Here is a 15,113-nt window from a genome sequence, read left to right as displayed (position 1 = left end):
AAGAGTATCGGCCGCTACCGGAAAATGTTTAGACTTTAAGCAAATTCAGCATGTTATCGCTCTGTTACCGATGTGTTTACGCGGGTAACAGGCGAGCTTTGACGGTTCTCCCAGAGCACCGTCAGCCCCCGCTGCAGGGCAATAAAAATAAACAGCAGAATGCCGATGGCGATCTTCGTCCACCAGGAGCTGAGCGTGCCGTCAAAGTTGATATAGGTTTGTATCAGCCCCTGAATCGCCACGCCGAACAGCGTCCCCAGCACCGTGCCCACCCCGCCGCTGAGCAGCGTGCCGCCGATAACCACAGAAGCAATCGCATCCAGCTCAACGCCAACGCCCGCCAGCGCGTAACCGGCCTGGGTATAAACCGAGAAGACAATGCCCGCCAGCGTCGCCAGCCCGGTAGAAAGCATATAGATGCGGATGGTGGTGCTGCGGGTGGAGATCCCCATCAGGTTGGCCGACGTGGCGTTGCCGCCAATGGCGTACACCTGGTTGCCAAACCGGGTGCGGTGGGCGAGGAAGATGCCAATGACCACCACGCCCAGCATCAGAAGCCCCATCGCGCTCAGACGGCCGCCGCCGGGGATTTTCCACGCCAGGCTGGAGAGCGTGTCGTAGATGGGGTGGTTAATTGGAATCGACTCTTCCGACACCAGATAGCTCACCCCACGGAGGAAGAACATTCCCGCGAGGGTAATGATAAACGCCGGGATTTTCAGCGCGTCGATCAGTAGCCCCATAAAGGCGCCAAACGCGCAGCCCATCGCCAGCACCAGCGGAAACGCCACCAGCGGAGAGATGCCCCAGAAGCCGATTGCCTTCGCGAGGAACACGCCCGTAAACGCGATCACCGACCCAACGGAGAGATCGATCCCGCCGGAGAGGATCACAAAGGTCATACCGACGGCGATAATGCCTAAAAAGGCGTTATCGGTCAGGATATTGCAAATCACGCGCGTCGAGGCAAAACCGGGGAACTGCGTCAGACAGTAGAGGTACCCCAGCACAAACACGCCCAGCGTGATCATTAACGGTAAATTACGTTTTATCATGGCCACGGATCCCCTTAATGATGCTGACAAAGCGCGGCGACTGGACGATCAGCACGCAGAGCACGACCACCGCCTTCACCACCTGGTTAAGCTCCGGCTGGAATCCCGACAGCAGGATCCCGGTGTTCATGCCCTGAATGATCAGGGCGCCGATCACCGAGAGCAGCAGGTTAAAGCGCCCGCCCATCAGCGACCCGCCGCCGATCACCACCGCGAGGATCGCGTCCAGCTCCAGCCAGAGTCCCGCGTTGTTGGCATCGGCCCCGCGAATATCCGCCGCGACGATGACCCCGGCGATGGCGGCGCAGACGCCGCTCAGCACGTAGGTCAGCATTACCATCAGCCGGGTGTTGACGCCGGCGTTCCGCGCGGCGCGGATGTTGATCCCGACGGCCTCAATGAACATGCCCAGCGCCGTTTTGCGGGTGAAGAGCCAGAAGACAACGAGCGTGACCAGGGCAATAATCACCGGCGTCGGGAAGAACAGAAGGTTGCCGCTACCGAGCCACGCCAGGCTCGGGGAGTTGAAGGTCACAATCTGGCCGGAGGTTATCAGCTGCGCGACGCCGCGCCCGGCCACCATTAAAATCAGCGTGGCAACGAAGGGCTGAATTTTCAGTACCGCCACCAGAATACCGTTCCATAATCCTGCCAGCACGCCGGTGCCTAAGGCTGCCAGCAGGATCACCGGCAGGCTATGTCCGGCCACGGTCATGGAGGCGGCCGTAGCCCCGGCGATAGCCATCACCGCGCCGACGGAGAGGTCAATCCCGCCTGTGGCGATGACCAGCGTCATCCCGATGGCCAGCAGCGCCACGGGCGCGGCACGGTTTAAAATGTCTATCGGGCTGCCAAACAGGCGGCCATCCTGCACGATGATCTGGAAGAAATGCGGCGCGACCAGGCTATCCACCAGCAGAACCACCAGCAGCGCCGCGATTTGCGGCGTGCCGGTTGGCCAGCTGAAGCGGCGCTTTGACTCACCGGTTTGCGAAAGCGAACGGGGCATCACGATTCACTCCTTATGCCGCGATGGCATTCATGATCGCCGGAACGGACAGCTTATCCAGCGGGATCTCTGCCACCTGCTTGCGATCGCGCATGATGATGACGCGATCGGCATAGCCCACCAGCTCTTCCAGCTCGGAGGAAATGACCAGCAGCGCCAGACCGTCCGCGCACAGGGTTTCGATAAGCCGGATAATTTCGGCGTGCGCCCCCACGTCAATGCCGCGGGTCGGTTCGTCGAGGATCAGGAACTGGGGTTTGGTCAGCAGCCAGCGCGACAGCAGCACTTTCTGCTGGTTACCGCCGGAGAGAAATTCAATGGGCTGTTCCGCGCTCGGGGTGCGGATGCCGAGCTGGCGGATAAAGCGCTCGGCAATGGCGTTTTGCTCGCGTTTAGGGATCGGCCGTAGCCAGCCGCGCTGCGCCTGTAGCGCCAGAATGATATTTTCCCGCACCGAGGCCGCGGCAATAATGCCGTCCGTTTTCCGGTCCTCCGGGCAGAAGCCGACGCCCAGACAGGAGGCCTGATGCGGCGATCGCAGGGTCTGCGGTTTGCCCTTGATCAGCGCGCTGCCGCTGTCGGCTGGCTTGATCCCGAAGATCACCTCGGCGGTCTCGGTCCGGCCGGAGCCCAGCAGGCCCGCCAGCCCGACAATTTCGCCTGGTCGCACCTCAAGGTTAAACGGCGAGATCACCCCTTTTTTGCCGTAATCACTGAACGCGGCGACCGGTTTCTCGCTCAGCAGCGTGCGCCCTGCACGCTGGAGGGCGTTGGTCTCGAGCTCGCGGCCAAGCATCATTTTTACCAGCTCGATTTGCGGCAGCTCGCGGGTTTCGCGGCAGCCGACAAAGCTGCCGTTGCGCAGCACCGTAATGCGATCGCTCACCTCATACACCTGATCGAGGAAGTGGGTGACGAAGATCAGGCTGACGCCCTGATCGCGCAGCTGGCGCATCAGGGTAAAGAGCATCTCCACCTCCTGGGTATCGAGGCTGGCGGTGGGTTCGTCAAGGATCAGCACCTTTGCCGAGAGATCGATCGCGCGACAAATGGCGACGATCTGCTGCATCGCCACGGAAAAGCGGTTCAGCGGCTCGCGGACGTCGAGGGAGAAGCCGTACGATTCCATCAGCGTTGTCGCCCGCGCTTCCATCTCTTTGCGGCGCAGCAGGCCAAAACGACGTGGTTCACGGCCAATAAACAGGTTATCCGCCACCGACATATTCGGCAGCAGGTTCACTTCCTGGTACACCGTCCCGATCCCCAGCTGCTGGGCATGGGCGGTATTTTTGGGCGAAATGGCGTTGCCTTCCAGCCAGATGGTGCCACGGTCGGCGTGATAAACACCGGTCAGAGATTTAATCAGCGTCGATTTTCCCGCCCCGTTCTCGCCCAGCAGCGCCATGATCTCCCCGCGCCGCAGGCTGAAATCAACGCTATCCAGCGCTTTTACGCCGGGGAAGAATTTACTCAAGCCCTCTGTGCGGAGGATTTCCTGGTGTTGTTCAGTGGTCATGGTTTCCCCCTCACCCTGACCCTCTCCCCGGAGGGGAGAGGGGATTGATCGTGCCAATTGTTAATATCCAGCTCCGCCCTGCCTTTCTCCCTCTCCCCTCCGGGGAGAGGGCTGGGGTGAGGGGCGCGGGTCTTAATAGCCCATATTTTTCTTCTTCTCTAACTCTTCTTTCGCCGTATCAGGCAGGTAGAGGGTGGACTTGGTGACCGTCACTTTCTCCGGCATCGTGCCGTCTTTCTTGAATTTCTCCAGCGCGTCGAATGCCGGGCCCGCCATGTTTGGCGTCAGCTCCACGCTGGCGTTGGCTTCGCCGTCGATCATCGCTTTGTAGATGTCCGGCACACCGTCGATAGAGCCGGTGAGGATATCTTTGCCCGGCTTCAGGCCCGCTTCTTTAATTGCCTGAATCGCACCGATCACCATGTCATCGTTGTGGGCGTAAACCATGCAGATGTTCTTGCCGTTGTTTTCAGCCTTAATGAAGCTCTCCATAACCTCTTTACCTTTACTACGGGTAAAGTCGCCGGACTGAGAGCGGATAATCTTGATGTTTGGCGCTTTCGCGATGGCTTCAGCAAAGCCTTTTTTACGGTCGATGGCCACGCTCGCCCCGACGGTACCCTGCAGCTCAACGACGTTACACGGCTTGCCGTCGACCTGCTTCACCAGCCAGTCGCCAATCAATTGCCCTTCAAGCACGTTGTTGGCGGTGACGGTGGTCATATAGAGGGATTTGTCTTTGACGTCGATGGAACGGTCGAGCAGGAAGACCGGGATCTCAGCGTCTTTCGCTTCCTTCAGGACGGGTTCCCAGCCGGTCGCCACGACGGGTGCAATAAAGATGGCATCCACGCCCTGGGCGATAAAGGAGCGCACGGCTTTGATCTGATTCTCTTGTTTTTGCTGACCATCGGCGATTTTCAGGGTAATGCCGCGTTTCTGAGCCTCGCTTTTCGCCACGTTGGTTTCAGCCGCTCGCCAGCCAGATTCAGAGCCGACTTGCGAAAAACCTACGGTTAAGGGAGCGGCCATCGCCATAGACGACATGGCTGCCGAAACTGCTGTGACCAGGAGTAAGCGCTTCCACATATGAACGTCCTCGTAGGGTGAGTTATTGTTGGTTAAAAGATGTTCTGCGGAATGACTATAGCCCATGAAATATGTAACGAATTGCGTTACATCACACTTCAGAAAAGTGAATAAAACGTTAATCACAAGTTTGTAATCGCTTTCATTTCGCCATGAAAAATGCGGCTGAGTTTATGGATTTTCCTGTCATGGAATCGGTCTGAAAAGTGGAGAAAGCGGGGAGATAAAGCGAAAACAGGCGGAGACATTCAGCGCGAGTTGGCTATAATACCTGCCACTTGTTTACCATCCATTTTAAAGGACACCGACATGAGCTTACTCAACGTCCCAGCGGGTAAAGAACTGCCAGAAGACATCTACGTAGTTATCGAAATCCCGGCTAACGCAGATCCGATCAAATACGAAGTGGACAAAGAGAGCGGCGCCCTGTTCGTAGACCGTTTCATGTCTACCGCGATGTTCTATCCGTGCAACTACGGTTACATCAACCACACCCTGTCTCTGGACGGTGACCCGGTTGACGTGCTGGTCCCAACGCCATACCCACTGGAGCCAGGCTCCGTCATTCGCTGCCGTCCAGTTGGCGTGCTGAAAATGACCGACGAATCCGGTGAAGATGCGAAGCTGGTTGCGGTACCGCACACCAAGCTGAGCAAAGAATACGATCACATCAAAGATGTGAACGACCTGCCAGAGCTGCTGAAAGCGCAGATCACTCACTTCTTCGAGCACTACAAAGACCTCGAAAAAGGCAAGTGGGTTAAAGTTGACGGCTGGGACAACGCAGAAGCAGCGAAAGCGGAAATCATCGCCTCTTTCGAACGCGCTGCTAAGAAGTAATTCTTACTGCTGATTGATGAAAGCCCCGCATGTCGGGGCTTTTTGTTGCCTTTGAAAAAGACATACACTCCTGACCATCAAGATCGTGAGCGTTATACATGCTAAGTTTCTTTCTTCAAAGCATCAAGATGGGCTACATAAAGGCGTTTGACTGTTACGGCAAAGACAGCAAATGGCAGTATCTCTGCATCATGACATTCCAGCTTGCCTGGTTTTTGTTTTACTTATGGATCCCTTATCGAAGCGATTATGCGATTCTGCTGTTTTTACTGTTTTTCCTGCCCGTCATTTCAAGCAATACGCGGTGCATAAACTACTATGGCCGTTCACGCGCCCTGTGTTTGTTATGGCTTATAGCCCCCTACATCATGCTGTTCGTTCCTCTTTTTTTAACCCGGCGCCGGGATACGGAAGAGAGTTGAAGGAACAAAAAAACAACGCCACCTCACGGTGGCGTTGTCTTTTTTCAGTACTGGTCTCTGTCTAACCAGTTACCGCTTACAATCCGCGTTAACCCTTCGACCGGACGCTGGTAGACATACATCCACGCACTTCCGTACGGCGTCTGGATCAACTGGCGCGCGTATTCACCGCCCCTGGTGCGCAAGGCATCAAGTTCGGCAAGCGTCGCGTTATCAATACGATAGACTTCACCCTGTACTGTTCCTTCGCCCGGAACCGCGCCTGGATAGTGGCCCAGGCTGTACAACTGGTAGTTCTCGATATTGTAATTCCCCAGCAGCAGGGCATTGGTCATCCAGTGACTGTTGCCTTGCCTGGTTCTTAAACTGCCGTAGACAAATATTCGCATTGCTAAAACTCAAACTGATAGAGCAGATCAAGTGCCTGGTCTACGCCGGACACTGCTTCCAGATATAGCTTAGGCATCAGGCGATAGCGTAGCGTGAGTGTTGCCAGTGAGTCAAAGATCCCCACACCATATTTTACCTGCAGACCCGGCAGTACATAGCCGCTGACCACCACCTGCGAGGAGTCACCCACGCCCTGGGTGTCCAGCGCCAGATTGCTTACGCCGAACGTCTCGCCGATTTTACCCACAACCTGCCCACTTTGTGCAACCCCCAGACCCACTAACATCGAGGTCATCGCCGCACTGTCGCTTTGTCCGCTGTCCAGACCTTGTCCACGCAGCAGATAAGAGAGGGCTTCCTGCTGCGACATCGCCGGGTCAGAGAAGATCTCCGCCTTCGGTTCGTCGGCGGAACCGGTGACGCGAACGCCAGCAATAACGTCGTTTTCCGTCGCTTCCGGGTTACGAATCGCTTCAATGTTCAACAGGGGCTGATCCGGTGGGCCGGAGAACAGCAGCTCGCCTTTACGAACAATCAGATCCTGACCATAGGCATGGAAACGCCCTTCAGGAATGTTGATCTGCCCGTTCAGGCCAAGCCCTTGTTTATCCTGCGCCACTTTCAGGTCGCCCGTGAGCCTCGCCTTCAGCCCAAACGCATCCAACCGCACGTTATTCCCCACGTGCACGGTAAGGTTACTATTAATCGGTATGCCAGCGCTCTTCTGTTCGGCAGGTTTCAGATTTTCATTGAGCATAACTTCATCACTTGAGACGCCGACCGCACTTTCCGGCACGTCGTGAACCACGATGCGCGCCCACGGCACGTCGACGCGACCGTCAAGCGTGAAGAGGCTTGGCGTGGCTTCAAAGACCACATCAGGCGAGACGTCCAGACGCACCATCGGTGGTACGGTGATGCGCACCTTACTGCCCTTCGCGGCAATACGGGCGCGCCAGTTGTCGAGCTGGCTCCAGTCCGCGTCACCGCTCAGGTTGATTTGCCCTTGCTGCGTTAATACCGAGCCGCTCAGCGTCGAGCTCATGCCGTTGAAGTTCATCGCGATCTGGCTGGGCTGCATGTCAAACGGCATGAAGTTGCCGTCAATATCCACGCCGCTGAGGCGCAGCTGGCCAAACAGCTGAGGGCTTTGCGCGTTGCCGGCCAGGCGCAGGTTAGCGTTCAACATGCCTTCGGCTTTTTCCCCACGCGCGAAAATCGGGTTCACCATCGCCAGGTTGAAGTTTCGGATGTTAACGTTGCCGCCCAGATTACGCCGTCCCTGCGGGTCGGTAATCTGGACCTGACCATCCAACTGACCGTTATTGGTCAGGCGGATTGTCCACCCCAGCTGCGCGCGATTGTTATGCAGATCGGCACTCAGGTTCAGGGTGTCGAACGCCACCGGCAGCGGCGCGTCGTTGACCTCCTGCGTCACCTTCACGTTACGCCCGGAGAGCGTCACGCTGCCCTGCGGCAGCCCCTCTTTGGTGGTGTCCCAGGCGACATCGGCTTTCCCGCTGAAGACGCCGCTCGCCTGCGTGGTATCCGGCATAAACGGTTTTAGCATCGCCAGATCGAAGCGGTTGAGGTTGATCTGCGCGCGCCCTTCCGCGCCCGCATCGATGGTCTGCGGCACGCACAGTTCCGCATTCGGGTTGGTCCAGCAGTGTGGCCCAATGCTGATCTTCTGCTCGGCGTTGCGGTAGTCCAGCGCAATCGAGCGAGACAGCGCCAGCGGCCCAACAGGGGTGTTGAAACGGGTGTTATCCAGCGTCCCTTTCCAGCGCTCCTCTTTGCGGTCGAAGCTGCCGGTCAGGTGCAGCTGGCCGGAGACCGGCTCGCCCTGCACCCGCAGCTGCAGGTCGTGCTGCTTCTCGTTGCCTTTAGCGTCCAGGGTGACCAGGCTAATGTTCACGTCCGGCTGAGAAATACGCTCCACGCGCAGGTTCAGGTTACCGCCGATCTGGTCGGTGGATTTCACATCCCCCTCCACGCGAACCCGGGCAACGCTCAACTCCTGCCAGCGCAGGCTATTGGCGGTGATATCCGCCAGCAGCTGCGGCGCGTCTACCGTGCCGCGCACCTTCACGAGCCCCTTCGCCGTACCGCCAAGCCCCGGCAGGGCGTTATCCAGATTCGGTGCGTCGATGGTGGCATCCAGATTGAGATCTTTCACCCCCAGCTCGCCTTTGATATCCGCCGTGTTGCGACCCAGGGCCACGTGCAGGCCCGGGATAACCCACTGCAGATAGCTGTTGCCTTTCACCGAGCCTTCAACGTTTACCTTGTTCTGCTTCACGTTCCCGGTGAGCTTGATCTCCGGCACGTCCATCTGCCACGTGCCGCCGTACAGGCTGCCGCGCGTTTTTATCAGGCCATCCAGCTTCGACGGCCAGTCCGGCACCTCTTTGGCGGTGTTAATGCCCGTCAGCTTCAGTTCGCCGCGCCAGCTGATCGCCTGCTGCCAGTCGAGCAGCGCGGTCAGCTCGGTTTTGCCCTCCAGCGCCGCGACGGTCAGCTTGTCGAGGTTGACCTGCTGCTCGTTGCCCTTCGCATCCAGGGTGATGTTCGCGGGCGGCACGCCCTGCCCCTTCACCGCGGTGCGGAACGAGAGCGTGTAGTCGGTCATCTTGCCGCTCAGCTTCAGCTTCAGGTCATCGGCCTGGAACTGCTTTTCACCGGTGAACGGCCAGGAAAGCTGCTTGCTGACAACCTCAAGATTGAGCGGCAGCCCGGCCTCCGCCAGCTGGGTTTGCGCACGCAGGGCCATATCCACCGGGCCGGAGAGATTCACGCCAACATCGAGCTTATCGCGCAGCGCCCCGCCCACCTTGACCTTCACTTTCTCGCCTTTCAGCGGGTCAATGTTCAGGGTGCTATTCAGCGTGATATCCACCGGCCAGCTGTCGCGCAGCAGCGCATTACCCGACGCATTTACCGAGCCCTGGTTGGTGTCGATATCCAGCGCGTCGAGCTTCATGTTGCCGTCAATGCTGCTGACCTTCAGCAGCATGTTATAGACCGTCAGGTCGGTATCACCGGTCAGGCGCAGCTGTTCGCCTTTGAATTCCTCAATGTTAAGGTTCAGCGGCAGATGAACGTCGGTCATTTCCGGCAGCACTGGCTTCGAGAAGAGGTCTTTCAGCGTTTCGCCCAGCGGCTTTTCTTCCGGCTGCGGGTTCTGGATCTTCGGCTCGACGATTTCTTCCTGCGCCACGTCGGCCACTTTCGGCAGCGCGATCAGCAAGCCCTGCAGGGACGTTGGCGTCAGGGTGAGGTTTTTCTCCTGCCAGCGCAGGCCGGAGGTGAAATCCATCACGGACACGGTGGTGTCGTCGATTTTGATGTTGACGTTATCGAGCGCCACCCGATAAAGCGCGATCGGGTATGGCGTGGAGAGATTCAGCGGGCCGCTGTCTTCTTCTTCAACCGGCGCAGACTTCGGCATTTTCTTCGAGTCTATCGCCACGTTGACATCTTTTAGCGACAGATCGTTGACGCAGAGCTTGCTGTCCCGCAAACAGCCCAGCTTTACCGCGAGGTGGAATTCCCCGGCGTTCACCGCCACGCCCGGCTGCTCATAGCGGATGTTCTTCAGGCGCAGGTCGCGCCAGCCGCCCGTCACCTGACCAATCTCCAGCCCCGGCACCCAGCGGTTCGCGGCGTTAAACAGCAGATGCAGCCCGGTCGTCGTTCCTACCAGAAACGCCACCGTCCCGAGCAGCAGCACGATAAAGATCAGCACTCCGAGGCTTATTTTCTTCCATAAACTCATAATTCAGGCCCCAGACCGATGTAAAACTGTAATCCGTGTTCATCTTTGTCGCCGACAGGCACGGCAAAATCGAGCTTGATGGGCCCGACGGGTGACTGCCAGCGCACGCCGACGCCCGCGCCGGTTTTAAAGTCGCTGCGGCGGATATCGTTTACCGCTTCACCGCCGTCAACAAACATCGCGCCCCACCACTTTCCGCTGACGTTGTACTGGTACTCCAGCGATCCCGTGGCCAGTTTTGACGCACCGGTCAGCTGGCCCTTTTCGTTCTCAGGTGAGATCGATTTGTACTTATACCCGCGAATGCTGCGGTCGCCCCCGGCGAAGAAGCGCAGGTCCGGCGGAACGCGCTCGAAATCTCCCGTTTCAATCCAGCCGAGATTGCCGCGCATCACAAAGCGATGTTTGTCGTACAGCGTACGGATCCAGACGTTTTGCGCCTGCATGACGGAGAAGTCCACGTCGGAGCCCCAGGCGGAGTTGGAATAATCGATGGAGTAGCGCTGCGAGTCGCCCCAGGTCGGCATCAGGCCCCCACGCGAGCGGGTACGGCTGATCATCACGCCCGGATAAAGCAGCATGGTGGTATTGGTGACGTTGGCCTGGGTAAAGTGGTCCAGGCTCCAGCGCAGGTTAATGGCGCGCTGCCAGCCGCTGGAGAGATCCCAGAAGCGGGAGACCGCAAGCGTCGTAGAGTCCTGCTTTGTGTCGTTTAAATCGGTGCGCTTAAAACCGCCCTGCAGAAGGTAATATTGCTCAAGCGGATTTTTCAGCAGCGGCATTTTGTAGCTGAAGTCCAGCTGCTGCTCGGGCGCAGAGAGGCTCAGGCTGGTGGTCAGGCTGTGACCGTACGAGTTCATCCACGGTTTTTTCCACGAGGTTTTCACGCGTGGTCCCACATCCGTCGAGTAACCAACACCGGTCTCAATGGTGTTCTCGGTGCGCGGCGAAACAACGCCATGCAGCGGCAACACCTTGGTTTTGCGAGACTTATCAAATTCCGGCGCGACAACCACGGAGTTAAACCAGCCGGTAGCAGAGAGGCGTCGGTTCAGCTCTCCGAGATCGCTCGACTGGTAGTAATCCCCTTTTTTGAACGGCACGAGGTTTTGCAGGTACTCTTCACGAATTTGCGAACCTTCAAACGTCACGTCGCCAAAGCGGTAGCGTTCCCCGCTGTCGTAGTCGATATCCCAGAAGGCCTGACGTCGCGCCAGCGCAATGCCCAGCTGGCTTTTGTTGAACTGGCTGTCAAAGTAGCCCTTACGCAGGGAAACGCTCGTCAGCTCTTTTTTGAAATGGTCGTAGTCACCGTGGTTGAGTACGGTGCCGACTTTTGGCCGCGTGCTGAGCAGGTCCAGGTAGTCCCGATCGGTACGCGCCCCGCCGCGCAGGATGACGTTCGTGCCGCCAATCAGTACCGGCTCACCGGGCGAAACGCGGGCAATGAGGACCTGGCGCCCCTTCTTTGGCGGCGGGCGAAGATCAAAATCAATGGTGGGTTCGTAATACCCCAGCGCTTTCAGCCCCTCGCGGATCGCATCATCGACGCGCGCGCGAAAACGCCGGTCCGGCGTCACCTCATCACTCTGGATGGTCGATAGCTGCGCACGCACGTTTTTTTCCAGCGCCCCGGATAACCCCTCAACCTGCAAACGGACATTCGCCGCGCTGGCAATCCCGCTTGTCAGCAACACACTGACTAAACATAACTGGCGGATTTTTGTCACGTTTTCTCCTGAATATCCCTGTTTCCACCCTGGAAGCAAATGAAGTGCCGCTCCGCGGCAAAATACGGCCTGTTGGCCAAAAACCCGAATCGCGGGTTGAAAATGGGTGTAACACCCAAATATTTCTTATGATTAAATCTAGACTCATTCAGCGCATTTATTGTGTTCAATTAAACGCTTCGTGACAACCTTAACTGAAACATCGCACCCCGGGAGGCCCCATCGTGAGTTTATTCGACAAAAAGCATCTGGTTTCACAAACCGATGCATTACCGGGACGCAACACCCCTATGCCTGTGGCGACCTTACACGCCGTCAATGGCCATTCCATGACCAACGTGCCGGAGGGAATGGAAATCGCCCTGTTCGCCATGGGCTGCTTCTGGGGCGTTGAGCGCCTCTTCTGGCAGTTGCCCGGCGTTTACAGCACGGCGGCTGGCTACACGGGCGGCTACACGCCAAATCCTACCTATCGCGAAGTCTGTTCCGGCGAAACCGGGCATGCGGAAGCGGTACGCGTGGTGTACGACCCTGCGGTAATTAGCTACGAGCAGCTTCTGCAGGTCTTCTGGGAAAACCATGACCCGGCGCAGGGCATGCGTCAGGGCAACGACCACGGCACCCAGTACCGTTCGGCTATCTATCCGCTCACGCCTGAGCAGAATGCCGCCGCGCGCGCCAGCCTGGAGCGTTTCCAGCAGGCCATGCGTGAAGCGGGCGATACGCGCGAGGTGACCACGGAAATCGCGACGGCGAAACCGTTCTACTACGCCGAGGACGATCACCAGCAGTACCTGCATAAAAACCCGTACGGCTACTGCGGCATCGGGGGCATCGGCGTCTGCCTGCCGCCACAGCTAGCCTGATTACTCATCCAGCGCCACGCGAGCCGCGTGGCGCGTGGCGTTGCTGACTGAACCGTAATCCATCACTTTGCCCTGTAACAGCAGGTTAAAGACCGCTGCCTGCGGTCGGTTGAGCCGCGTTTGCAGCAGGTGAACGGCCTCAATCCCCAGCTCGCGGCAGGGCACCGTGACGCCGGTGACCGGTTTTTCCAGACGGTGCGCTAAATTCCATGCAAAATCGGTCGTAATCAGCGAAATGTCTTCCGGAATGCGCAGCCCGTGGCGCGTTAACACCCTCACCACCCCTTCCACCATGCGGGTACTGTTCGGGAAAATCACCTCCGGCCACTGGGATCGGTCATGACTCACTAACCACGCATCCAGCGCCTGCTCGGCCTCTTCAGCGGTAAACCACTCCGTCACGAGCAAATCGCGCTGCGGGTCAAAGGCGACGTGAAAATGGCGATACGCCTCTTTGATGCCGTCCAGACGCGCGTACAGCGTATCCCGACGCAGGCAGGTGAGCGTTAACACGCGGCGATGACCCTGCTCGAAAAGGTACTGCATGGCGGTGAAGCCAATCGCCCGGTGATCGGGCGACACGGCATCCAGCACCCGATCCCGATCGACGGAATTAATCAACACGCAGGGCTTATTCAGCGTGCTGGCCAGTTTAAATATGGTGGAATCATCAGTGCCAATAATAATTATCGCGTTGATATTCTTATGACTGGCCTTTTCCATAAAGACTTTCACATCGGCGTGCTGTTCTTCTAAACCACAGCACGTGACCCACACATTATGCCGCGCGCAGGCTTCCGCAATTCCTTTCGTCACTTCCAGATAAAAAATATCCCCGCGTCCCTGAAAGGTTCTTTCCGGCGCAAAAACAGCGATTCCGTTAATTAGTAGTCTTCCGCTCGCCATGGACTCCAGCACGCCTAATTCTCGCGCGGTGCGAACGATCGCCTCCCTGGCTTTATCACTGGTGTAAGACTTGCCGCTTAATACCCGCGAAACCGTGCTGACGGAATATCCCGTCAGGGCCGCAATTTCCTCCATTTTTAACTTGCCCGGCATAGTGTGACCTCGCTCTCATTCAGTTTTTGCAAATATTTGCAGAAACAGTCCGTTGATTTTAAAACTAAATTTCAGAAAGCCTGGAGATTACTTAATCACCTTGCGAGTATTCTCACAAAAACACATTGTCGCTGCGGCTCCCCTTTCCTATTTTCCGGTCATCACTCATTTCAACTGAAATTAAGGTGTGACATGGAGAAGGTACGTTTTGGCATTATTGGAATAGGGAATATCGGTACGGTCCACGCGCGTTATTTACTGGCGGGTACGGTCAGCGACGCCTGCCTGGCGGCGGTTTGTGATAATGCACCGGAAAAGCATCCGGCTATTCGCCAGTTGGTCGGCACCCTCCCCTTATTCAGCGACGCGCAGGAGATGCTCCAGAGCGGGCTTATCGACGCGGTGATTGTCGCCACGCCGCACTACGAGCATCCGCGCCTGTCGATGCTGGCGATGCGCAACGGCATCCACACCCTGTGTGAAAAACCGGCGGGCGTGTATACCGCCCAGGTGCAGGAGATGAACGCCTGCGCCCAGGCGTGCGATGTGGTGTTCGGCATCATGTACAACCAGCGTCCGAACCCGCTCTACCAGAAGGTGAAAGATCTGATCGACAGCGGCGAGCTGGGTGAGATCCGCCGCTCCAACTGGATCATCACCAACTGGTATCGCTCGCAGAGCTATTACAACTCCGGCGGCTGGCGCGCCACCTGGAAAGGGGAAGGCGGCGGCGTGCTGCTCAACCAGGACCCGCACCAGCTCGATCTCTGGCAGTGGCTGGTCGGCATGCCGGTCCGCCTGCGCGCGTTCTGCCAGTTCGGTAAGCATCGTCAAATCGAAGTGGAAGACGAGGTCACCGCCTACGCCGAGTATGCCAACGGCGCGACGGGCGTGTTTATCACCACCGTGGCGGAAACGCCGGGCACCAACCGGCTGGAAATCGTCGGCGATCGCGGCAAGGTGGTCGTCGAAGAGGGCAAGCTGCGGTACTGGCGGCTGCGGGAATCTGAAACCGCCTTCAACGCCCGCTGGCAAAACGGTTTTGGAGAGCCTGAATGCTGGGAGGTCACGCTTCCCGTCGCCCCGGAATGCAGCGAACATCACGTTATTACCGCCAACTTCTGTGCCGCCATTCTGCGCGGCGAGCCGCTCATTGCGCCGGGTCTGGAAGGGATCCGCGGGTTGACGCTCTCCAATGCCATGCACCTCTCTACCTGGATCGACGACTGGGTCGAACTCCCGCTCAACGAAAAACAGTATTTGCGCCTGCTTCAGCAGCGCATCAGCACCTCAGTGGCTAAAGAGACAGCCAGCGTCACGCTGGATGCCTCCGGCACCTGGTAACTCCGGAGAAGAAAC

At 57.8% G+C, this 15,113-nt stretch carries 12 protein-coding genes; 4 read left to right on the top strand and 8 right to left on the bottom strand.

Features of this window, described 5'->3' with window-relative positions:
• Positions 1-53 precede the first annotated feature (53 nt).
• From yjfF to ytfQ, 4 genes are all read right to left on the bottom strand, one after another.
• The gene (gene yjfF / locus ACDO57_RS14175) at positions 54-1,055 is read right to left on the bottom strand and encodes a galactofuranose ABC transporter, permease protein YjfF (protein ID WP_023334296.1); all 1,002 of its coding nucleotides are present in this window, start codon (positions 1,053-1,055) and stop codon (positions 54-56) included.
• On the bottom strand, positions 1,042-2,067 hold the full coding sequence (gene ytfT / locus ACDO57_RS14170) for a galactofuranose ABC transporter, ATP-binding protein YtfT (RefSeq protein ID WP_024907286.1): 1,026 nt from the start codon (positions 2,065-2,067) through the stop codon (positions 1,042-1,044). Before ytfT ends, yjfF begins: the two co-directional genes overlap by 14 nt.
• Before the next feature lie 10 nt (positions 2,068-2,077).
• Positions 2,078-3,580, bottom strand: coding sequence for a galactofuranose ABC transporter, ATP-binding protein YtfR (gene ytfR, locus ACDO57_RS14165; protein ID WP_024907287.1), 1,503 nt, complete (start codon positions 3,578-3,580; stop codon positions 2,078-2,080).
• 132 nt (positions 3,581-3,712) lie between these two features.
• Entirely contained in the window at positions 3,713-4,669 is a 957-nt protein-coding gene (ytfQ, locus tag ACDO57_RS14160; RefSeq protein ID WP_014882271.1) for a galactofuranose ABC transporter substrate-binding protein YtfQ, read from the bottom strand.
• 309 nt (positions 4,670-4,978) lie between these two features.
• Here ytfQ and ppa point away from each other — a divergent pair, with 309 nt between their 5' ends.
• Entirely contained in the window at positions 4,979-5,509 is a 531-nt protein-coding gene (ppa, locus tag ACDO57_RS14155; protein ID WP_010427397.1) for an inorganic diphosphatase, read from the top strand.
• A gap of 98 nt (positions 5,510-5,607) precedes the next feature.
• On the top strand, positions 5,608-5,931 hold the full coding sequence (locus ACDO57_RS14150) for a hypothetical protein (RefSeq protein WP_023334291.1): 324 nt from the start codon (positions 5,608-5,610) through the stop codon (positions 5,929-5,931).
• A 44-nt stretch (positions 5,932-5,975) separates the two neighbouring features.
• On the opposite strand, the gene ACDO57_RS14145 is transcribed toward ACDO57_RS14150, so the two are convergent.
• The 3 genes from ACDO57_RS14145 to tamA are packed head-to-tail and all read right to left on the bottom strand — an operon-like array spanning position 5,976 to position 11,829.
• Entirely contained in the window at positions 5,976-6,320 is a 345-nt protein-coding gene (locus ACDO57_RS14145) for a gamma-glutamylcyclotransferase (protein WP_024907288.1), read from the bottom strand.
• Positions 6,321-6,322: 2 nt separating this feature from the next.
• On the bottom strand, positions 6,323-10,099 hold the full coding sequence (tamB, locus tag ACDO57_RS14140; protein ID WP_370884154.1) for an autotransporter assembly complex protein TamB: 3,777 nt from the start codon (positions 10,097-10,099) through the stop codon (positions 6,323-6,325).
• Positions 10,096-11,829 carry an autotransporter assembly complex protein TamA gene (tamA, locus tag ACDO57_RS14135; RefSeq protein WP_024907290.1) on the bottom strand — a complete coding sequence of 578 codons (1,734 nt, stop codon included), beginning with the start codon at positions 11,827-11,829 and terminating at the stop codon, positions 10,096-10,098. Before tamA ends, tamB begins: the two co-directional genes overlap by 4 nt.
• Before the next feature lie 224 nt (positions 11,830-12,053).
• Between tamA and msrA the strand changes: the two genes are divergently transcribed.
• Positions 12,054-12,695: a peptide-methionine (S)-S-oxide reductase MsrA gene (msrA, locus tag ACDO57_RS14130; RefSeq protein WP_061716072.1), complete on the top strand. Its 642-nt coding sequence runs from the start codon at positions 12,054-12,056 to the stop codon at positions 12,693-12,695.
• Here msrA and ACDO57_RS14125 read toward each other — a convergent pair whose 3' ends face one another.
• Complete coding sequence (locus tag ACDO57_RS14125; protein WP_024907292.1) at positions 12,696-13,754, bottom strand: LacI family DNA-binding transcriptional regulator; 1,059 nt, start codon at positions 13,752-13,754, stop codon at positions 12,696-12,698.
• Positions 13,755-13,946: 192 nt separating this feature from the next.
• Here ACDO57_RS14125 and ACDO57_RS14120 point away from each other — a divergent pair, with 192 nt between their 5' ends.
• Positions 13,947-15,098, top strand: a complete 1,152-nt coding sequence (locus tag ACDO57_RS14120) for a Gfo/Idh/MocA family protein (RefSeq protein ID WP_061716073.1) — start codon at positions 13,947-13,949, stop codon at positions 15,096-15,098.
• Positions 15,099-15,113 lie beyond the last annotated feature (15 nt).

The organism is Enterobacter cloacae complex sp. 2015409 (assembly GCF_041365315.1).
Lineage (GTDB): Bacteria > Pseudomonadota > Gammaproteobacteria > Enterobacterales > Enterobacteriaceae > Enterobacter > Enterobacter pseudoroggenkampii.
The sequence above is the reverse complement of the archived record's forward strand: the minus strand, read 5'-3'. Positions and strand labels throughout refer to the sequence as shown.